Raw genomic sequence first — 21,597 nt, 5'->3', positions numbered from 1 at the left:
GCACATTATGAATTTACACAGCGCGCAAGAAATTATCGATGACATTAAAGCCGGTAAAATGGTTATTTTAATGGACGATGAAGATAGAGAAAATGAAGGCGATTTAATTATCGCAGCAGAGCACATAAGTGCAGATGCTATCAATTTTATGGCAACGCATGGTCGTGGTTTAATTTGTTTAACCATGACTCAAGAGCGTTGTCAGCAGTTAGAATTACCGTTAATGGTTAAAAATAACGGAGCGGCTTTCTCAACAAACTTCACAATGTCGATTGAAGCTGCAAAAGGCGTAACAACTGGTATTTCAGCTGCAGATCGTGCACGCACAGTGCAAGCGGCCATTGCGAAAGGAGCTGTGCCAAGCGATATCGTACAGCCGGGTCATATTTTCCCTATTATGGCACAACCTGGCGGCGTTCTTACCCGTGCGGGTCACACTGAAGCGGGCTGTGATTTAGCGCGCTTGGCTGGTCTTGAGCCTTCTTCTGTTATTGTTGAAATTCTCAATGCCGATGGCACCATGGCCCGTCGTCCCGACCTTGAGGTGTTTGCTAAAGAGCATGGTCTGAAGATTGGTACAATTGCTGATTTAATCGAGTACAGAAATCTAAACGAAACCACCATTGAACGTGTTGCAAAATGTAAGTTGCCAACCGATCACGGTGAATTCGATTTAGTCACGTATAAAGACACCATTGATGGTCAGCTCCACTATGCATTGCAAAAAGGCGACGTATCGAAAGATGACGCTACGTTAGTACGTGTTCACTTACAAAGTACGTTTAACGATATTTTACTGTCAGACCGCAGCGCAGATCGTAGCTGGAGTTTATCAGATGCAATGGCCTATATTGCTGAGCATAACGGCGTATTGGTTATCTTAGGTAAACAAGAATCAACCGAAGATCTTGAAGCAACGGTCAAAGCATTTGCAGCAGAAGATGCGGGTGAAAATGTCAGTCATCGTAAATTCCAAGGCACGTCACGCACTGTGGGTGTGGGGTCACAAATTTTAGCAGACCTTGGCATTGAGAAAATGCGCTTGATGAGTCGTCCGAAGAAGTATCATGCATTGTCTGGTTTCCACTTAGAAGTGGTTGATTACGTTGAGCCGCAGTCTTAATTAACGCACAGCTTAGTTAACAAAATTTACTAGCAAGCTAATTTTAAGGCCAAGGTATTCTTGGCCTATTGCATGTAAATTCAAGGCAGTAAGCGTTGAAAGTAACCGCTGGAGATAGATTTATTATCCAGAGTTCAGGTTAACTAGGCGACTTTTATATTTTTGTGGTATTATGCGCCGTAATTTTTGCGCAATCGCAACCGCTTAAACTTATTTTTTAGGGTTATTAAATGAAAATTATTGAAGGTAACAAATACGCACCGGGCAAAAAATTTGCCATTGTCATTTCACGCTTTAATGACTTTATTGGTAGCAGCCTTTTAGCAGGTGCTGTTGATGAGCTTAAGCGCACAGGTGGTGTATCTGACGACGACATTACTGTTGTTTACGTACCAGGTGCCGTTGAATTACCTTTAGCAGCGAAACGCGTTGCAGCAAAGAAAGAACATGATGCAATCATCGCCCTCGGTGTCGTGATCAGAGGTGGCACACCACACTTTGATTTAGTCGCTGGCGAATCAAACAAAGGTCTTGCACAAGTATCACTTGAGTACGATATCCCGGTTGCATTTGGCGTATTAACCACTGAAAGCATTGAACAAGCAATCGAACGCGCAGGCACCAAAATGGGCAATAAAGGCGGCGAAGCTGCTTTAGGCGCGCTCGAAATGGTTAATGTGTTAGACAAAATTTAAGTTTAAGGAATCTCTGTGAAACCAGCAGCAAGACGTAAAGCACGCATCTTAGCACTTCAGGCCGTATATTCTTGGCAGTTAAGTGCCAACCCAATTGCTGATATCGAACAGCAAATGTTAATTGAAAATGATGTGACTAAAATCGACGTCGAATATTTCAAAGACCTAGCACGTGGTGTTGTTGTTAATTGTAAGCAACTTGATGAGATTGTTGCACCACATTTAGCACGCCCTGCTGATGAGTTAGATATGGTCGAAAAAGCAATTTTACGTCTGTCTGCCTATGAGCTTAAGTTCCGTGAAGACGTACCCTATAAAGTAGCAATCAATGAAGGTATTGAGCTTGCGAAAATGTTTGGTGCTGAAGACAGTCATAAATTTGTCAACGGTGTACTTGATAAAGCAGTTAAAGAACTGCGTAAGTAAGTAACCCCGTAGAGGAGAGCCGGCTTGGGCCGGCTTTTTTGTGTATGAAGGAATTTGAATTAATCAATCGTTACTTTAAAGGTCGCGGTATTATCCGCCGTGATGTAAACCTTGGAATAGGTGACGATTGTGCGTTGGTCACCGTGCCTGAAAACTGTCAGTTAGCCGTGACAACTGATACCCTTGTTGCAGGAGTTCACTTTTTTGATGATATCTCTCCTCGTGCACTTGGACATCGAGCACTGGCCGTCAACTTAAGTGATTTAGCGGCGATGGGTGCAGAGCCTACGTGGATTTCGGTTGGTTTAACTTTGCCAGAAGCAAACGTTGAATGGCTTGAAGAGTTCACTGAAGGGATGCATGAAATTGCCGAATACTTTAATGTGCAAATTATAGGGGGAGACACCACGCAAGGGCCTCTCACCATTACTATTTGTGCAAAAGGTATCGTACCGCAAGGCAAAGCTCTGCGTCGCAGTGGTGCAAAAGTGGGTGATTGGATTTACGTGACAGGCCCCTTAGGTGATGCAGGTGTGGCGATTGAAGCGCGCAAGCAAGGTTTCAATATCGCACCAGAGCATTTATCGTATTTAAATAATCGCTTTGATTACCCCGCTCCTCGTGTTGCCGCAGGACAAGTATTGCGTGGTGCAGCATCTGCAGCAATCGATATCTCCGATGGCTTGTTGGCTGACTTAGGGCATATTTTAGCGCTTTCTCAAGTAAGCGCGGTTATAAATGTTGATAAAGTTCCGGTGTCTGACGCCGTGAATGCGTCAATTCCGCGTGCTGAGCAGTTTGATTATATTTTAAATTATGGTGACGATTACGAATTACTTTTCACTGTGCCAGAAAGTAACAAAAGCATGGTGGATATGAAGCTTCGTCAGTATGGCGTTGAAGCCAGTTGTATTGGACAAATCAAAAATGGCGTAGGCGAAATTGAACTTTTACTTGATGGTGAAAAATTTAACTATCAAGGTAAAGGATTTCAGCATTTTACGAAGGAGCCGGTTTGAGCAGTAACCGTTTATTCAATTTAAAACGTCCACATCAATTTTTTGGTTTGGGTTTCGGTTTAGGTTTAGCGCCTAAAGCGCCGGGTACATTTGGTACTTTTGCTGCGTTGCCACTAATTTTTACTACAATGTACTTTCCACTGTGGTTGCAAATTGTGTTTGCTGTGGTGATTAGTGTGTTTGGTATTTGGGCATGCGGTAAAACAGCTGATGACTTAGGGGTACATGATCATCCTGCCATTGTATGGGACGAAGTAGCTGGTTATTATATCACCATGATTGGTGCTGCTCTCAGTTGGCAGTCACTGTTAGTTGGTTTTTTATTGTTCCGTTTTTTTGATATCGCTAAACCAGGCCCAATACGTATTCTTGATAGACGTTTACATGGTGGTCTGGGCATCATGGCTGATGATATTCTAGCAGGTGTATTTTCATTGATTTGTGTTCAAGCTTTGTTTAAAAGTGGCCTTTTACCTTTTTAAGCAATGAATTAAGGTTTTCTTGGTGGCAAAGGTATGATGCGATTTCTAGTGGTTTGTTTGTTGATGTTTTGTAGCACGTCGGTGTTTGCATCTATCACTGAGTACGTTGTCAAACAATGGAATATCCAAAATGGCTTGCCATCACAATCATTAAAAAGCATTGCGCAAGACGAACAGGGTTATATGTGGCTAGGCACCCAGTTTGGTCTTAGTCGTTTTGACGGTAATACATTTACTAACTTTAATACACAAAATAGCGATTTTTTACCAAGCAATGGTATCAACAAGTTATTAGTTGATAGTGATGGTTTGCTGTGGGTTGGCACCAAAAATGGGTTAGTCACACTCGACCCTGAAACCATGATGTCGCAAACTTTCAATGTGAAAGGCCCCGTGCGGGACATTTTAGAAGACTCAAAGGGCAGTATTTGGATTGCTGCGAATGGTCTTTATTATGTCGCTCGTAATCAGGTAGCACTGCAACAGAACTCAGCCTTAAGTGTTCCGGTGTCTAACGCGACCGCAATCACGCAAATTGTGGGTTCTGTCAGTCAAATGGCGCTCTCTCCTGAAGGAATTTGGCTGGTAAATGAACGTCACTTACTGCGCTTAACCAATACCTCATCTGATTTTGCGAAACTGCGCTTAGAGTTAACCGCAAAAGTCTCACTTCCCGAGCGTTTAGCACAAACGATTATTCATGATATGGCTTGGCTTGAAGGTAACTTGTATCTTGCTTCTGAGCTGGGTGCTTACTTTCTTGATTTAGACGATGAACTACGCCCATTTCCTTTGCCTAATGCGAGTAACTCGGCGGTGTATAAATTCATGAGTGACTCCGATGGTGCATTGTGGATCTCAACCTATGGGCGACTCTTGTTCCGTGATAACTCGGGTGACTGGCAATGGGTAGAGCCGAGCCAACTTGATCAAAGTATTTGGTTTGCAGATATCTTCCGCGATAACCAAAATAATATTTGGTTAGCAAGCTTTAGTGAAGGTTTATGGCTTGCACATGAAGGGCGTATTGAGCGCCACTCAGCAATTTCTAACATGACCGAGGCGGTAATGGCGATAAGCCAAGCCCCCGACGGCAAGCTGTGGGTTGCTAACCGAAGTGGTGTTGGCTATTTCGATTACAATAAAAACTTTGTTAACAAAATCCCTAGTAATCAATTTGGTCGTGCCGCCGTGCACGATTTGCAGTTTGATGGTGATCGCCTTTATATCGCAACAGGTCGTGGCGTTTTTTATTACGAGAACCAAAGTTTATATACGGTGCCCGGCCGTGCATTACGAGACAACCCAGTGTTTGCTATTAGTCGCTCCAATAAAGGAGGATTTTGGTTAGGGACTGGGCGCGGTATGTATCGTTTAAGTTACGGGGGGCTTACTCCATTTGCCTATAACGCGTTCCTTGGTAGTAAATTTATTACTTATGTTCTTGATGAACAGAACTTTGGTCTTATCGGAACCAGTAAAGGAGCTTACTACTTTACCGACCGCGGTATTGAAAAAATAGGCGACCAAACAAGCTTAGAAAGTGCCTACGTCACCAGTATTTTAAACATTGAAGGGGTTGGCATTTTAATAGGCTCATTAAATGACGGCTTATTTTATCGCAGTACAAAAGGGCAGTGGCGGCAGCTTGATGCCACCGATGGTTTACCTTATGGCTCTATTTTTAGTCTAGTGTATGACAAGCAGTTGAAGCGTATTTGGGTTAGTACCATGAAAGGCGTATACCGTATGCCGGTTGAACAGTTTGGTACTGATATTGAAAGCTTGAAAGTGGAGCAGGTTATCTCATCGTTTGATCGTCAACTCGATGGTAAAGCGAGTCAATGTTGTGCGGGGCTTGGCCATGATGCGGTTGCAGATACAGGAAATTCAATTTGGTACCCAAGCTTGCAAGGTGTTGTTGAGATTCCGAAAAGTGTAGAACTTTTTGGAGTGAAAGCATTAAAGCCACGTATTGAAAATATTGTTACTCCATTGCGCCATTTGAGCACCGCAACATTAGGTAACAAACCTGAGCTGCAAATAGATGAGCGTGACATAACGATTAAGTACACAGCGATTGATTATTATGCGCCTTCGAGTATTGAATTTCGTTATCGATTAAGCGGATTAGACAATGATTGGCGATACGCGAATACGCGACGTGAAGCTATTTATACTAACTTACCCCCTGGTTCTTTCTTATTTCAGCTTGAAGCAAAACGCCGGGGTGAAGATTGGAAAAAAGCACGCCGAACAGAGTATTCATTTATTGTACCGCGCCGCTTTGATGAGACTATTTACTTTAGGTTGCTGATCACCAGCAGCTTTATTCTATTGTTTTATCTTGTATTCTGGGTGTTTAGAGCGCAAGAGAAGCGTAAGCAATTGGCGCTGGAAAGTTTAGTTACTGAGCGTACCGTAGAGCTTCGTGAGGCTAACGATAAACTTAACCAAGTGAACTCGCAGCTTAAGTTAGTCAGCCACTCTGATGAGCTAACGGGGCTTCGTAGTCGTCGCTTCTTATTTGATCAATTACCGAAAGACATTGAACACTTTCAGCGAAATTCACAGTCATTGCAGGCACAAGGTAAATCGTTGGTACTGTTAATTATTAATTTTGATAATTTTAGCCGTATTAATGACGCGTATGGTCCGCTTGCAGGCGACAGCTGTTTACAACAAATGGCTACGTTGCTTAATAGCCGTACTCAAGGTTCCGACTACGTGGCTCGATGGAGCGGCGATGAGTTTTTACTCTTACTGCGCGATTTTAAACGCACCGCGATAGATGATTATGTTGCAGAATTATGTGAAGCAGTGGCGAGTAACTCATTTAGGTTACCAAATGGTGAGTCGACAACAATCACCGCATCAATCGGTTGGTCGTTTTATCCATTGCCTTTATTAGGCGGCCAAGTAATTGGCTGGGAAACGTCTGTCAATTTAGCTGATATTGCACTGCATCAAGTTAAAAAGCGCGGGGGTGATGGTGTGGCTAATATTACCTTTGATGAGCAGCTAGATGCATTTGAGTTTGAACAAACCAATAATGTTGATCAGCAACTCAGTGTTTTACAAGAGAATGGCCTAGCAGACATCAAGATTTGGATGCGCTAGATATGATTTTTTGATTTACTAATATATAGTGGTGATAACATTTTGTTGGAGTTGTATTTAAAAGGAATGAAATATGAAAACAATGAAAGTAATTTTAATTTCCCTTTTGTGTCTTTATTCGTTTAGTGGTGTAGCAGATATTCAATCTGAGGCTTTTTTTTGCAAGCAATGTACAAGTAAAGACATTGCTAGAACAATAGCAAAAAATGAGTACGTAAACCCTAAGAAGTGTTACCCAGAAGACCCTAACCGTCCAATGAACGATGCTAATATGATTTGTAGCTCTGTTCAGAAAAATGTGGTTTTAGTTAACCCTGACACGAAAGCTGTTTATAGTTTTTTATTAGGGCACAGTAACGTTGCTCCAATTTTTCCTACCCTAGCATTAGACATGACACTGAGCCAGAATCAAATTGAAGGCTACCAAGCTGTTGTTGATTACAATGCTGCGCTTAATTATGCAGTAAGCAATATTCAAAATTATAAAGCAATTAACTCTCAGTATTTAATGACTTTTAATGCAAAGGCTACGCGTACATCTTCATCGGCATCTTGCCCAGATAATTCAGCTTTATCCATCATAGTCGAGCCGAATAAAATAAATCAGCTCAAAGAGTTGATGAATTTATCTCTAATGTTTAACTTAGAAAGTTCTCCAAGCGCAGACGTCTTAGATCGTATTAACAATTCAGGGCGAGTCAGCTCCACTAGTGTTGGAGTTAACCTAATGGGTGTAAATTTCACCGTACAATACACTGATGAAACGAAAAAGCCTACCCTAATTTGGGAGTTTGAACAAAGCGAAAAAGAAAGTTCGTTTAAAGATGGTTTAGTTTTTGATTATGAAATCTACCTTCATGATTCTAATGGCGCGCCACGTGCCCGTTACACTATTATTGATGAAGCATCGAGAGTTGCAGGCATGACTCTTTCAGCTCTAAAAGGGCATGATGCAGGACCTTCAGTAATTGACAATGAATGTACTCTAGATAAGTTAGCAGAATTGAATGAAACAGGCATGTTCACTAATTCAAATGGAGATGTTTTAGGTTTTAATGGTTCAGATGGGGCTACAAATACTGTAATTAACGGTGCTGGAAGCGGTAGAACATGCACAATCTTTTTTCAGCAATATGGAACTGGTGACACTATAGTATTCCGTGTTCCTAGGTCAATGTGTAATTAAAAATGCCTTGTCTATTACTAGAGAAGGCATTGTGAGGCTAACCAGGGCGCTTGTTACCTAAGCCCCCTTTTTAGTTTTAATGGTTAAGCCAAGCCGGTAAAATAGCCACTGACTCTGGTGCCGTGAATGAGTAACTCACAGTCGCGGCAATATCACCACTTGGGCTATTTAAAATATTATCGAAGCGCATTACCAAACCATTCGACTTTTCAGCGACATATAAATGGTTGCCTGTATACATAATATCAACGGGGTTACCAAGCTGACTAGCAGGCCCTGCAATGTTGACGCTTACATTGGTTAAGCCGCTTGCTTTTGATGCGTCATTTAACACGTAAATTTTACCGTCGGTAGCATCGGCTGCACTGCCTACATCTGACACTATCAATGAATCACTTAGAGGACCATAATCAATACCATGAAGGTTAGTTGGCGCTGCAAACGCCGTACCACCGGATGCTGGTGTGATCAAACGGTCTTCTCCAGTGATGGTTGTCATGCCTGCCATTAATTTGCTTTTCACTTCGTCAAATACTGCAACTGTGCCATTAGTCAGGGCAACAAATGCTTTGTCTGTTGCAGGATCATAATCAACATCCCATGGGCGAGCACCGCCATTGGCTGTTAAAGTCATGAGTGGGCTAACATTGCCCGTTGCACAGCTCGAAAAGATTAAAATACCAGGGGTTGTGGCATTAAATTCAGCCACAAATACCATGCCATTATCAGAGGCCACATCGATACCTTTAGGTGAAATGATACCTGTATTTGCTCCAGTGATTAGCCTGTCTTGGCTGGTTGTAAATGTGTCGCCATCACGATGGGTTGCTACTTTGTTCGAGACAACGAGACCGCCTATTGATGTCGTTGCATTATCGTACGTGGCATAGCTTGTCCCTGATTTGTCGAAGGCGACACTTTCAATGGTTTGACTTGCATTATAGCTGGCAAGCTCTGCAGTCAAGGGGGCATTAATACGACTAATTTGACCGGTTGTAGCGCCTAGTACAGCTGGGTTACTACTGACAGCAACGCCCAATAATGGCATGTTAATCATGACGCTGTCAGAGCTATCTTGCATACCATTGTGCATGACTGTAGGTGTGATTGATTCAGGCTTTGTGGTTGCTGTCACTAAGTCAGGAGCAATATCACCGCTGTCACCAGCGAAAATATTGCTAAACACGAGTACGGCATCATTTGATTTTTCGGCAACACGTAAATCACTGCCTGTCAGACTAATATCAACCGGATTGCCAAGCATAGACATTGGGCCTGCGATATGGCGGTCAACTGTGACCATGCCATCAGCCTGTGATGCATTTGAAATAACAAAGAGTGCACCGTCGGTTGCATCAGATGCACTTCCTACATCAGAGAGTACTAATTTATTAGTATGTGATTCAAGCGAGATGCCATGAAGGTTCACTGATATTTTGGCGCCGGTTTCATCGCTAGGGGTAATTGTCCGCGCGGGTGTGGCTGCAAAGCCGCCCATTACATAGTTATCATATACGGCCACATCACCATTAGTGAGTGCAACGTATAATCGGTCGTTAATTTCATCGTAGGTTAAATCCCACGGTTTTGCGTCTGTCACTGTGCTGGCCAGTGGTGCAACATCTCCTGCGGCTTCTTTACCGAACACCGTTACTTGCATACCATTAAAGTCAGCAGCAAAAATTAGCCCGTGCTTGTTTGAAATAGTGATGCCTTTGGGGTTGACTAAGGTGCTGTTTGTACCTGATATCATTCTATCAACGTCACTGTTATACATCCCGCCATCACCTCGGCTGAGAATCTGACACACTGTGCTGATTGCCCCATTGCCCGAATCGGCTGCTTGTACAAGGTTACCTAAACTGTCGAATACGACACCTTCATTTGCCCCAGTGTTAAAACTTGAAAGCTTAGCGGCATTTTGATTGATAACATTGACTGTCCCCGTATTTTCTTGGCCATTATTAGCGAGAATAAAGGTGGCAGCTGCAAAACCGGGTGCACCATCGTTACCATCCATACCGTCTGAACCATCAGTGCCATTTGTACCATCTTGACCGTTAACACCATTGGCTCCGTCAGCACCATCTTGACCTGCAACACCCTGAGCACCCATCGCACCGTCTTTACCATCGTCACCACTACATCCACTTACGCCGAGTAACACGGCTAGTGTTAATGCACAAAGAGTAAATTTTGTTGGTGTTGAATCTGTGTGAGTATGTAGTGCTATTTCATCATTTTTAAACGCTTTCATTTGTTCATACCTTATTTAATAATCCATCAAAAAGTGAACAGACAACGTGTAGTGCTCAGAACCGCTTTCAAAAGCATAACCCTTGCTCACGAGTTAACCTCATTGAGTAAACGGGGAAGAGGGGAGATTGGATGCAGGAAAAAATAACTTTTTTAGTGTTTGTTTTTATATTATTGATTTTAAAATTAAAAAAAGGAGCATTATGCTCCTTTTTATTTGAACTGATTGTGTAAGTTAAGCAATAAAGGCTTTAATGCTGGCTAAAATACCGTTTGCATCTAGGCCCATTTCGGCATGCATTTCTTCCTGCGTACCGTGCTTTATAAACTCATCAGGAATACCCAAATTCAAGATAGATGCATTGGCTTTAATGGTAGCAAGGTATTCATTAACTGCAGAACCTGCACCGCCAGCAATCGCGTTGTCCTCGAGAGTTACAATCACATCGTGCTCGCTTAGTAAGTCGCTAATTGCCTGTGTATCGAGTGGCTTAATAAAGCGCATATCAAGCAGGGTTGCATTTAATGCTTCTGCGGCAAGCTGTGCATTATCTAACAAGGTTCCAAATGATAATATGGCCACCTTGTTTCCTTGTTTTATTGTACGGGCTTTACCAAGTTCAATTGCATGCATCTGTGCTTGCACTTCACAATGGCCAGCGCTACCGCGCGGATAACGTACCGCAACCGGTTGATTACATTGATAGCCAGTATAAAGCATTTGGCGGCATTCATTGGTGTCACTCGGTGCCATGATGATCATGTTTGGTATACAGCGCATAAAGCTTAAATCGTAAGCACCTTGGTGTGTTTCACCGTCGGCGCCAACAATACCTGCACGGTCAATGGCAAATAAAACAGGGAGGTTTTGCAGTGCAACATCATGAATTAGTTGGTCATAGGCACGTTGTAAGAAACTAGAGTAAATAGCAACGACAGGCTTTAAGCCTTCGCACGCAAAACCTGCAGCGAGTGTCACGGCGTGTTGTTCTGCAATGGCAACATCGAAGTACTGTTTAGGAAACTCTTTTGAAAAGCGTACCATGCCCGAGCCTTCTCGCATTGCAGGGGTAATTGCCATGAGTTTGTCGTCTTGTTTTGCCATGTCACAAAGCCAATCACCAAACACATTCGAGAATGTGGCTGCGCCCGGTTTTGATTTAGGCAATTTTGACATGCTAGGGTCAAATTTCGGTACCCCATGGTAGCCAATAGGATCCGCTTCAGCAGGTTTATAACCTTTGCCTTTTTGCGTTTTTATATGCAGTAATTGCGGCCCTTTAAGGTTACGCATATTACGCAGGGTATCGACCAACATATTCACGTCGTGGCCATCTATTGGGCCGATATAGTTTAAACCTAACTCTTCAAAGAAAGTGCCTGGTATGACCATGCCTTTCAAGTGCTCTTCCATTCGGCTGGCAAGTTCTTTTACGGGGGGTAAACCCGAAAGTAGCTTTTTACTGCCTTCTCGGATATTGGTATAGAAACTACCTGATAAAATGCGAGCGAAGTGGTTGTTTAATGCGCCCACGTTTTCTGAAATCGACATTTCGTTATCATTTAAGATAATCAGCACATTTGGGTTTACATCACCCATGTGGTTCATCGCTTCAAATGCCATACCCGCAGTAATGGCACCATCACCAATTACGGCAACTGTTTTTCGATCTTTACCTTCTTTTTCTGCCGCAATTGCCATGCCTAGGGCTGCAGAAATAGAGGTGCTAGAGTGACCTACACTGAATGTATCGTATTTACTTTCTTCACGGAATGGGAAAGGGTGTAAGCCATCCTTTTGACGAATCGTATGCATTTGGTCACGACGACCCGTTAAGATTTTGTGTGGGTATGCTTGGTGACCCACATCCCATACTAAACGATCTTCAGGGGTGTTATAGACATAATGCAGCGCAACAGTTAACTCAACAGTGCCTAATCCTGATGCTAAATGACCACTACTTTGCGAAACTGAGTTCAAAAGGTATTCACGTAACTCTTTACTAAACGCAGGTAATTTGTCTTGCGCTAAATCACGCAGTTGTGCTGGTTCGTCAACCAAACTTAATAATGGATACTTGCTACTATCAAGTGTCATGTTTTTTATACATCCTTCGCTAACCAGAGTGCATTATAGCCCATAGCGGCTCTGATTTTTTAGTTATTTTGTCTTTCTTTTGTAGGCACTAATATTTACGTTCAACTATATAGCTGGCAAGGCTTGCCAACTCATTTGTGTCGTAATCTATTGCCTCAAGAGCCTGATGAGCTTGGGCAAGTAAATCTTGCGCTTTTTGTTTAGCACCTGCCATGCCTAATAAAGCAGGGTAGGTTGCTTTATTAGCCGCAATATCTGACCCTTGAGGCTTTCCTAATGTTTCAGTATCAGCTTCAACGTCTAGGATATCGTCTTGTACCTGAAAAGCCAGACCTATCGCTTGACCAAATAGATTTAGTTGCTGCAATGTATGCTGATCACAGTGAGTCGCGCACAAAGCTCCCAGTGTAATTGCACAATTTAAAAGCGCCCCGGTTTTCAGTTGGTGGATACGTTCCAATTGCTCAACACTGATCACTTGATCGGTAGAGACAATATCCAGTGCTTGTCCCCCAACCATACCTTCAATACCTGAGGCTTTGCTTAATGAGGCTATCATTTTAACCTGTTGTGTCGCTGGCACCGTAAATTGATGATTAGCAATTAAATCAAATGCAAGCGTTTGCAGTGCATCGCCGGCTAAAATTGCCTGTGCTTCGCCATAAACAATGTGGCAAGTTGGTCGGCCTCGGCGTAAATCATCATCGTCCATTGCTGGCAAATCATCGTGTACAAGTGAGTAACTATGGATACACTCAATGGCTGCTGCAAGTACATCTAAATCGGCTTTGTTTGCTCCCATCATACGACCGGTTGCGTAAACAAGGTACGGCCGTAAACGCTTCCCCCCATTTAAAACACCATAATGGGTTGCGTCTTTAATTGTTTGTTCGGTATTAAGTGGCTGATCAAAATAGCGATTTAACATGGCTTCAACATCGTGTTGAGCACGTTGTAGTTGTTCTTTTAATTGCACTGAATTAGTCCAGGTTTGAATCAAAGTTGCTCAGAGGAGCTTGGCTATCGTTGCCCATTAAAATGGCCACTTTTTGTTCTGCTTGCTGTAATTTACCTGATGAGGCATTTGCCAGTGAAATACCACGTTCAAACTGTTTAAGTGACTGTTCTAAAGACAGTTCACCTTGCTCCATTTGCACAACTATTTGAGATAATTCATCCAGCGCTTCTTCAAAGCTTAAGTTTTCTGGTTTCTTTGCCGCCATTGTGGCCTCGATAGCTATTAGAAAGTGAGGCCAATTTTAGGGGGAATGCTAAACTAGGTCAAAGAATGATGTGTTTTTTTACGCATAAAGCGATTTCGATATGCTATTTTTACGCTTTTAGATACAGCTTAAACTTGTAGCTTAAAAATCTTACATTAAAATAAAATTAATTCATTTAATGATTTAAGTAATTCAATTGCTTGCCGATAAGCAGTTAATAATAAAAATTTGATGCCTGAGGGTGTCGTGTTATTTTCCTCTGGAGGGGTATGTGGATTTAGCAACCATAATAGGTATTCTTGGTGCCATAGGCTTAATTGCTATGTCGATGGTGTTAAGTAGTGACGGCCAAGTTGCAATGTTTTACAACACACCTTCGGTGGTCATTGTATTCGGTGGCTCGATTTTTATTGTGTTATCAAACTTCACCATGGGACAGTTTTTGGGGATAGGGAAGGTTGCAGCTAAAGCCTTCATGTTCAAAATTGAATCTCCAGAAGAGTTAATTGAAAAAGCAGTTGAACTAGCTGACTCTGCACGTAAAGGTGGCTTTCTCGCGCTGGAAGAGGCTGATATCCCCAATGCGTTCATGCGAAAAGGGGTTGATATGCTGGTTGATGGTCATGATGCCGATGTTGTGAGGGCTACGCTACAAAAAGATATTTCTTTGACATCTGCACGTCATGAACATGGTGCCACTTTATTTAAATCGCTTGCTGATATCGCCCCGGCAATGGGTATGATTGGTACGCTGATAGGGTTGGTTGCGATGTTATCAAACATGGATGACCCTAAAGCGATTGGTCCTGCTATGGCGGTGGCCTTACTTACCACCTTATACGGTGCATTTTTAGCGAATGTTATTGCTATTCCAATCCAGGTAAAGCTTGAGCTTCGTAAAGACGAAGAAGCACTAAACCAGCGCCTCATTTTGGATGCGGTTTTAGGCATACAAGATGGTCAAAACCCGAAAGTAATTGAAGGGATTTTGAAAAACTATTTAGCCGAATCTAAACGTAAAGTAGATACTGAGGAGTAGGCATGTCTGATCAAGAGTGCAAATGTCCGCCCCCTGGCCTGCCAGCTTGGATGGGCACGTTTGCTGACTTAATGTCGTTATTAATGTGCTTCTTTGTACTCTTACTTGCTTTCTCTGAAATGGATGTACTTAAGTTTAAGCAAATAGCAGGCTCGATGAAGTTTGCTTTTGGTGTGCAAAATAAGATTGAAGTAAAAGATATTCCCAAAGGAACCTCGGTGATTGCAATGGAGTTCACGCCAGGTAAACCTGAGCCCACGCCGATTGAAACGATTCAACAACAAACCGTTGAAATGACTCAGCAAATGTTAGAGTTTCAAGCGGGTGATGAAAGCTCTGCTGGTGGTCGCCAAGAGCAACGAGGTAACAAGCGCGGTGGTGAATCGCAAAGTACTGCGCAAGAGCAAGCGATGGAGCAGTCAATTTCAGCGGCTGATCAAGAGCAAACTAATGAGCTTGTGAAAAAAATTGCTCAGCAATTAGAGCAACAGATTATGGATGGGGCGATTGAGCTTGAGTCGCTTGGTCAGCAAATTATTATCCGTATTCGTGAAAATGGCTCGTTCCCATCGGGCAGCGCATTTTTACAGCCTAAATTTAAACCTATCATTCGTGATATAGCGACCTTACTTAAAGACGTACCTGGTGAAATTACGGTGTCTGGCCATACTGATGATTTTCAGGTTTCTAATGAGCTATACACCAATAACTGGGATTTATCTTCGAAAAGAGCGGTGGCGGTTGCCAGTGAAATGGAAAAAGCCTCAGGTTTCGATAAGTCGCGCATGGTGGTTGTCGGGCATGCTGAAACACGGCCGCTTGTTCCCAATGTGACCGATGAAGATCGCCGACGTAATCGACGTGTCGAGATCTCTATAATGCAGGGTAAAGCGCACGAGTCAGACCCTATTGATGTGAGACCATAAATCTATTACAGTAAAACTTCGTTAACAGATGTAATGGAGTATACAAATGAAAAAAATAGATAAGTACTGCTACATGCCAGGTAATGGTAGTGGTGATGATGATGATAAAACTGATTAAGGTAGGTAATTTTGCCTGATTGGTTTGGCTCCATCATATCAATATTAAATAATAGCTGGGTATTCATGTTGAGCCCAGCTATTTTCGTTTTCTATCTACAAAAAGACTGGTTTGCCTTTCGGTTTGCACTAATCACAGCCTGCTTCTTTTTATACGGCACGTTGATTCATGACCATTTACGTGGTTTTGATGATATTTATGTCTGGCGCTATGTAGTGTGGGCTTTCAATGATATTGCTTGGATGGCTGTAATTGCGTATTTAGGGATCAAAGATAAAGTTTATTTGTGGCAGAGTGTGTTGGGTCAACTTGTTGTTATTATGGCCCCTATTTTACAACTCTTTCGTTTAGTCGATCGTCACCTTTGGGACTTATCGTACAGCACATATATGTATAAGACGCTGCTGCCTCTCATTAATATTGCTACTGTTATTGTGTGTTATTTACCACTGATTTACTTACTAACACGGCGAGCAAAGCACGCTTAACTTATTCCTAAGTTAAAAACCCTATGCTAGACTACTGTTCATATAAACAGTATCTAGTGTTGCTTTATGAAACTTTACATTGCCGAAAAACCTTCTTTAGCACGCGCTATAGCAGATGCGCTGCCAAAACCTCAAAAAAAGCAGGATGGTTTTATTGAACTTGCCAATGGTGATTGTGTTTCATGGTGTATAGGTCATTTACTTGAGCAAGCTGAACCTGATGAGTACGATGAACGCTTTAAAAAATGGCGTTTTGAACATTTACCTATCGTGCCAGAGCAATGGCAACTAAAGCCAAAACCAAAAACGCGCAAACAACTTACCGTTTTAAAAAAGTTAATCAAACAGGCTACTCAGATTGTACACGCAGGCGATCCTGACCGCGAAGGGCAATTACTTGTCGATCAAGTGATCGATCAAGTTAAACTTAGCCAAGCAAAAAAACAGCAAATACAACGTTTACTAATCAGCGATTTAAACTTAAATGCAGTAAAAAAAGCACTCAATAATTTGCGGTCTAATCGCGAGTTTATTCCTTTAAGTGTCTCTGCTTTGGCTCGTTCACGCGCTGATTGGTTATTTGGCATGAATTTGACTCGTGCTTATACATTAGCCGGTCAAAAAGCTGGATTTGGTAATGTGTTATCTGTTGGCCGTGTGCAAACGCCTATTTTAGGTTTAGTCGTCAACCGTGATAATGAAATTGCTAATTTTACAGCCAAGCCTTTTTATGAAGTATTGGCCCATCTAAAAACCCAAAACCAGCAAACATTTACAGCTAAGTGGCAACCGAGTAAAGCGTGTGAGCCGTATCAAGATGACGAAGGTCGCGTGTTGCACCGAGGACTTGCAGAAAATGTTGTATCGCGAATAACTGACCAGCCTGCAACGGTATCAGAACTTGAGCAAAAGCAAAAAAAACAACAAGCACCTTTGCCCTATAACTTATCCGCTTTACAAATAGATGCAGCAAAAGCGTTTTCGATGCCAGCACAAAGTGTGCTCGATATCTGCCAAAATTTATACGAGCGCCATAAATTAATTACTTATCCTCGTTCAGATAATCGTTACTTACCAAAAGATCATCACCGTGAGGCTGCGGGCATTATTGCTGCAATTGCGCATAATGATGGACAACCTAATGAAGCATGCAATAAAGCCGATAGCAGTAAGCGAAGTAAATGTTTTAATGATAGCAAGGTCGCTGCGCATCATGCGATAGTGCCAACAGTTAAACAATTACGTACTGCAGCCTTAAATGCCGATGAGCAAAAGGTTTATAGACTTATTTGTCGCCAATATTTAGCTCAGTTTTATCCAGATTATATTTTTAATGAAACCAAAGTGAGTGTGATGATTGCGGGCGGGCTTTTTAAAACAACAGCTAAGCAAGATGTTAGTCTGGGCTTTAAAGCATTAATGGGTAAAACAGAATTAAAGGACGAACAAACACTTCCTCCATTAGAAAAAGGCCAGCAACTGCATTGTTACGAAGCTCAGCTCGTTGACAAAATGACGTCACCGCCCGCGCATTTCACAGACGCCACTCTATTAAGTGCTATGACGGGCATTAGTCGTTATGTAAAAGATTCAGAAATCAAAAAAATACTGAAAGAAACTGATGGACTTGGAACAGAGGCCACGCGAGCGGGCATTATTGAGTTACTCTTTAAACGACGTTTTCTAAAACGCCAAGGTAAAAGTATTATTGCTACAGAAACAGGGCAAGCGCTTATAAGTGCCTTACCTCTTGCGTTAGCGAGTCCTGATTTAACAGCGAAGTGGGAAGCTTCTTTGAGTAACATTGCTGAACAGCAAATGAGTTATCAGCAATTTTTAACACCGCTACTTGATGAATTGCAACAACTTGTAGAACAAGCCAAACACTGCGATAGCCAGGTATTTGCGCAACTACCAAAAACGCCACCTAAGCGGCGTTTTAAAAGAAAAGCAAAATCTAAGGCTAAGCCAGCTTAGCCTTAAAATAGTTATTGATTGAATAATGCGACAGCGGCGTTGCTCATCGCAGTTATTCCTGTGGGTAGGGCTTTTTTATAATCTGGCGCAAATTTACTGGAGTGCAGTGAAGGTAAAGTGCTACCCGATTTTATTGCATCATTGTACTGGTTAGGTTCGACACCCCCTAACCAAAATAGCGTGATAGGGACATGGTGCTCTGTACGGCCATACAAACCAAAATCTTCACCTGCCATTACTGCATCTGCATCAAGTACATTTTCTTCACCAAGTGCACTGGAAATCGCATTACGTACAACATTTGTTTGTGCGGGGTTATTATAAGTTGATGGAATAGACTCATCTTCATGAACGTATACCTCTGGGATTAAGCTTTCATCCAAACCAGCACTCAGTGCAATACCTTTACTAATTCGTTTAATCGCCGCAATTTGCTGCAAACGTACTTCGGGATTATAGCTGCGAAGTGTTAATTGCAGTTTTACTTCATCAGAAATGACATTATGTTTAGAACCACCATGAATAGAGCCAACAGTAATGACCGAGGGTTCTAATGGAGAAAGCTCGCGACTCGTTATTGTTTGTAATGCTAAAACAATGCGCGAAGCGATAACAACGGGGTCAATTGTTGTATGTGGGTAAGCACCATGGCCCCCTTTGCCTTTTACAGTGATATCTACAGAGTCAACACTGGCCATGGTATATTCATTTTTCATGCTCACTTTCCCCGCAGGGACGCTCGCACTAACATGCAGCGCAATGACATGATCTGGGGTCGGATATTGAGAGAAAAGTCCTTCTTTTAGCATGGCTTTTGCACCGCCACCAACTTCTTCAGCGGGCTGTGCTACCATCATTAGCGTGCCTTGCCATTGATCTTTGTGAGATATTAATTGCTCTGCGGTCCCAATAAAAGAGCTCATATGGATATCATGGCCACAACCATGCATCACACCAACAGTCGCACCGCTGTCATTTTTCACAGTGACTTTAGAAGCGTAAGGCTTTCCCGTTTGTTCAACAATAGGTAATCCGTCAGTATCTGTGCGGATCATGATAGTTGGGCCTTCACCATTTTTATAAAGGCCTACAACCCCGTAACCACCCACATTATCAGTCACAGTAAAACCAAGCTTTTTAAGTTCTTTTGCTAGTTTTTGACCTGTTTGCTTTTCGTGATAAGACAATTCGGGTGTTTGATGTAAATCTAAATAAAGCTTTTCGATATTTGGCATTGATTGCGTTAGATTTAAATCCAATGATGCGGCGTGAGCAAGTGGACTAAGGAGTACTAATGCAGCACATATGCGCGATAATTTCATAATGACCTCGACTGAGTGGGCTTGTAATTGTTATGTTCGTCACCATATAAAAACCTAAATGAATATATAGTGCAATCGATCACATGAACAATATGATAAATCTTACACCGCAGAATCTGCAGCAAGCATTGGGTGAAACATCTTCAGAAAAACTAGTGCTACTTAGTTTTTATTCTGCACAAAACCCAGAATGTCATCAGCAAGCTGCAATTTTAGAGAAAATAGCCAGCGAATATGGTGAGCATTTATTAGTAGCAACACTAGACTGTGATGTGGAGCAAGCGCTGGCGTCGCAATTGGCACAACAAATTGGCTTGCAAGCTTTGCCTACATTAGTATTGCTAAAAGATGCTGCTCCTGTTGATATGTTGCCAGGCGCACAGTCTGAGCAGCAAATTCGTGATGCACTTGCAAAGCATTTACCTGCACAACATGAGTTATTACTTGAACAAGCTAAACAAGCCTTAATTAATCAAGATCTAAACAATGCTTTTAATTATGCCAAGAAAGCGTATGAGCTAGACCCAAGTCATACGCGCGTAAAATTAGTGCTCGCGGATATTTGTATTCAAATTCATAAATTAGATGATGCGCAAGCTTTATTAGATTCAGTTGATGAAAGCGAGCGCGATGCTTATTTTACAAACATTAAAGCTAAATGTGAGCAGGCATTGGCAGCAACAGACTCACCAGAGATAAAAGCGTTACAAGTAAAAGTAGAAAAGTACCCGAACGATTTAGAAATAAAGCTGGAATTAAGTAATGCATTTAATGGAGCAGGGCGCAAAGAAGAAGCATTAGAGTTATTGTTTAATGTACTTAAGAAAGATCTAAACTTTGCAGATGCAAAACCAACATACCTAGAAATTATTGCTTCATTACCAGATGGTGATGCGTTAGCTTCAAAGTATCGTCGTAAACTCTACAGTATCTTGTATTAATATTTAGAAAATGAAAGAAAGCGTCATTTAAATAAGGGCGCTTTTTTTATTTTTAAAACTTGCTTATTACCTAATTTCGATAATACTTAAGATCCTCTCGAGAAAAGTTGGCTGTATTTTGTACAGTAAACTGTGTTTTTTACTGCCTTTAGCTTGTTTTTTGCGCGAAAGGTAAGTTTTTAGTAGTTTTCTGCAAAAAAGTGCTTGCGTAAAAAATCCATCTCCCTATAATGCGCATCCACTGACACGGCGGGCAGCAACGAAAGACGCTGAACAACGTAGCAGAGAGTTAAGTAAAACTTCGGTTTTAAGTCTTCGAAAGAAAGTTTGAAATTAAGTGTTGACTCGAAAAATTAAGGATGTATTATACGCATCCCTCGAGACGCGAAAGCAACTCGAAACGTTCTTTAACAATATAAAGCAATCATCTGTGTGGGCACTCGTACAGATTGAGTTCTAACAGTCGAGCTACTTAGGTAGTAAGACAAACAAATTTAGAGTCTCAATGTTTTTTCCTTTAATGGAAAGTGAGTGACCAACGGAAATAAGTTTACTTATTTCAGCACAGTCAATTCAACATCGAAAGATGTTAAATAAATTCAGAATTCATTGAGCATGTCCGCTCCCTTATGGGAAGGACAGAAATAACTTTTAATTGAAGAGTTTGATCATGGCTCAGATTGAACGCTGGCGGCAGGCCTAACACATGCAAGTCGAGCGGTAACAGAGAGTAGCTTGCTACTCTGCTGACGAGCGGCGGACGGGTGAGTAATGCTTGGGAATGTACCTTATGGTGGGGGACAACAGTTGGAAACGACTGCTAATACCGCATAATGTCTTCGGACCAAAGCGGGGGACCTTCGGGCCTCGCGCCATAAGATCAGCCCAAGTGGGATTAGCTAGTTGGTGAGGTAATGGCTCACCAAGGCGACGATCCCTAGCTGGTTTGAGAGGATGATCAGCCACACTGGGACTGAGACACGGCCCAGACTCCTACGGGAGGCAGCAGTGGGGAATATTGCACAATGGGCGCAAGCCTGATGCAGCCATGCCGCGTGTGTGAAGAAGGCCTTCGGGTTGTAAAGCACTTTCAGTAAGGAGGAAAGGTTGGATGTTAATAGCATTCAGCTGTGACGTTACTTACAGAAGAAGCACCGG

17 protein-coding genes and 1 rRNA gene (1 of these 18 only partly in view) are annotated in these 21,597 nt (G+C 42.2%); 13 read left to right on the top strand and 5 right to left on the bottom strand.

The window, feature by feature from the left end; genetic code table 11:
• The first annotated feature begins 7 nt into the window (after window positions 1-7).
• The 7 genes from ribBA (at window position 8) to GZH31_RS12470 (ending at window position 8,051) form a co-directional block, all read left to right on the top strand.
• The gene (gene ribBA / locus GZH31_RS12500; RefSeq protein ID WP_065979732.1) at window positions 8-1,123 is read left to right on the top strand and encodes a bifunctional 3,4-dihydroxy-2-butanone-4-phosphate synthase/GTP cyclohydrolase II; all 1,116 of its coding nucleotides are present in this window, start codon (window positions 8-10) and stop codon (window positions 1,121-1,123) included.
• 230 nt (window positions 1,124-1,353) lie between these two features.
• A complete protein-coding gene (gene ribE / locus GZH31_RS12495) occupies window positions 1,354-1,818 on the top strand; it encodes a 6,7-dimethyl-8-ribityllumazine synthase (RefSeq protein ID WP_036966328.1) in 465 nt (154 codons plus the stop codon).
• A 15-nt stretch (window positions 1,819-1,833) separates the two neighbouring features.
• The gene (gene nusB, locus GZH31_RS12490; RefSeq protein WP_036966330.1) at window positions 1,834-2,244 is read left to right on the top strand and encodes a transcription antitermination factor NusB; all 411 of its coding nucleotides are present in this window, start codon (window positions 1,834-1,836) and stop codon (window positions 2,242-2,244) included.
• Window positions 2,245-2,288: 44 nt separating this feature from the next.
• Complete coding sequence (thiL, locus tag GZH31_RS12485) at window positions 2,289-3,263, top strand: thiamine-phosphate kinase (RefSeq protein ID WP_036966332.1); 975 nt, start codon at window positions 2,289-2,291, stop codon at window positions 3,261-3,263.
• Entirely contained in the window at window positions 3,260-3,745 is a 486-nt protein-coding gene (locus tag GZH31_RS12480) for a phosphatidylglycerophosphatase A (RefSeq protein WP_036966334.1), read from the top strand. The genes thiL and GZH31_RS12480 overlap by 4 nt, the downstream gene beginning before the upstream one ends.
• Window positions 3,746-3,778: 33 nt before the next feature.
• Window positions 3,779-6,865, top strand: a complete 3,087-nt coding sequence (locus GZH31_RS12475) for a ligand-binding sensor domain-containing diguanylate cyclase (RefSeq protein WP_065979734.1) — start codon at window positions 3,779-3,781, stop codon at window positions 6,863-6,865.
• A 73-nt stretch (window positions 6,866-6,938) separates the two neighbouring features.
• Entirely contained in the window at window positions 6,939-8,051 is a 1,113-nt protein-coding gene (locus GZH31_RS12470) for a hypothetical protein (RefSeq protein WP_036966338.1), read from the top strand.
• 76 nt (window positions 8,052-8,127) lie between these two features.
• Here GZH31_RS12470 and GZH31_RS12465 read toward each other — a convergent pair whose 3' ends face one another.
• The 4 genes from GZH31_RS12465 to xseB all read right to left on the bottom strand — a co-directional run bounded on the left by GZH31_RS12465 (window position 8,128) and on the right by xseB (window position 13,628).
• Entirely contained in the window at window positions 8,128-10,308 is a 2,181-nt protein-coding gene (locus tag GZH31_RS12465; RefSeq protein WP_180311055.1) for a hypothetical protein, read from the bottom strand.
• Between the two features lie 234 nt (window positions 10,309-10,542).
• The gene (gene dxs, locus GZH31_RS12460; RefSeq protein WP_180311054.1) at window positions 10,543-12,405 is read right to left on the bottom strand and encodes a 1-deoxy-D-xylulose-5-phosphate synthase; all 1,863 of its coding nucleotides are present in this window, start codon (window positions 12,403-12,405) and stop codon (window positions 10,543-10,545) included.
• An 88-nt stretch (window positions 12,406-12,493) separates the two neighbouring features.
• Entirely contained in the window at window positions 12,494-13,333 is an 840-nt protein-coding gene (gene ispA / locus GZH31_RS12455; RefSeq protein ID WP_206770808.1) for a (2E,6E)-farnesyl diphosphate synthase, read from the bottom strand.
• Window positions 13,334-13,385: 52 nt separating this feature from the next.
• Window positions 13,386-13,628, bottom strand: a complete 243-nt coding sequence (gene xseB, locus GZH31_RS12450) for an exodeoxyribonuclease VII small subunit (RefSeq protein WP_074988900.1) — start codon at window positions 13,626-13,628, stop codon at window positions 13,386-13,388.
• Window positions 13,629-13,899: 271 nt separating this feature from the next.
• Between xseB and pomA the strand changes: the two genes are divergently transcribed.
• From pomA to GZH31_RS12430, 4 genes are all read left to right on the top strand, one after another.
• Window positions 13,900-14,667 carry a flagellar motor protein PomA gene (gene pomA, locus GZH31_RS12445; RefSeq protein WP_036966347.1) on the top strand — a complete coding sequence of 256 codons (768 nt, stop codon included), beginning with the start codon at window positions 13,900-13,902 and terminating at the stop codon, window positions 14,665-14,667.
• A 2-nt stretch (window positions 14,668-14,669) separates the two neighbouring features.
• A complete protein-coding gene (locus GZH31_RS12440; protein WP_036966350.1) occupies window positions 14,670-15,593 on the top strand; it encodes a flagellar motor protein MotB in 924 nt (307 codons plus the stop codon).
• A 129-nt stretch (window positions 15,594-15,722) separates the two neighbouring features.
• The gene (locus tag GZH31_RS12435) at window positions 15,723-16,199 is read left to right on the top strand and encodes a hypothetical protein (RefSeq protein WP_036966353.1); all 477 of its coding nucleotides are present in this window, start codon (window positions 15,723-15,725) and stop codon (window positions 16,197-16,199) included.
• Window positions 16,200-16,265: 66 nt separating this feature from the next.
• Window positions 16,266-18,176, top strand: coding sequence for a DNA topoisomerase III (locus GZH31_RS12430; RefSeq protein WP_065979737.1), 1,911 nt, complete (start codon window positions 16,266-16,268; stop codon window positions 18,174-18,176).
• A gap of 11 nt (window positions 18,177-18,187) precedes the next feature.
• Here GZH31_RS12430 and GZH31_RS12425 read toward each other — a convergent pair whose 3' ends face one another.
• Window positions 18,188-19,498 carry a M20 family metallopeptidase gene (locus GZH31_RS12425; RefSeq protein WP_074988898.1) on the bottom strand — a complete coding sequence of 437 codons (1,311 nt, stop codon included), beginning with the start codon at window positions 19,496-19,498 and terminating at the stop codon, window positions 18,188-18,190.
• Window positions 19,499-19,581: 83 nt separating this feature from the next.
• Between GZH31_RS12425 and GZH31_RS12420 the strand changes: the two genes are divergently transcribed.
• Together GZH31_RS12420 and GZH31_RS12415 are read left to right on the top strand one after the other, a co-directional pair.
• A complete protein-coding gene (locus GZH31_RS12420; RefSeq protein ID WP_075594062.1) occupies window positions 19,582-20,439 on the top strand; it encodes a tetratricopeptide repeat protein in 858 nt (285 codons plus the stop codon).
• Window positions 20,440-21,091: 652 nt separating this feature from the next.
• Window positions 21,092-21,597, top strand: a 16S ribosomal RNA gene (locus tag GZH31_RS12415) (it continues 1,035 nt past the right edge of the window).

The sequence above is a fragment of the Pseudoalteromonas sp. JSTW genome, assembly GCF_013423925.1.
GTDB lineage: Bacteria > Pseudomonadota > Gammaproteobacteria > Enterobacterales > Alteromonadaceae > Pseudoalteromonas > Pseudoalteromonas lipolytica.
The sequence above is the reverse complement of the archived record's forward strand: the minus strand, read 5'-3'. Positions and strand labels throughout refer to the sequence as shown.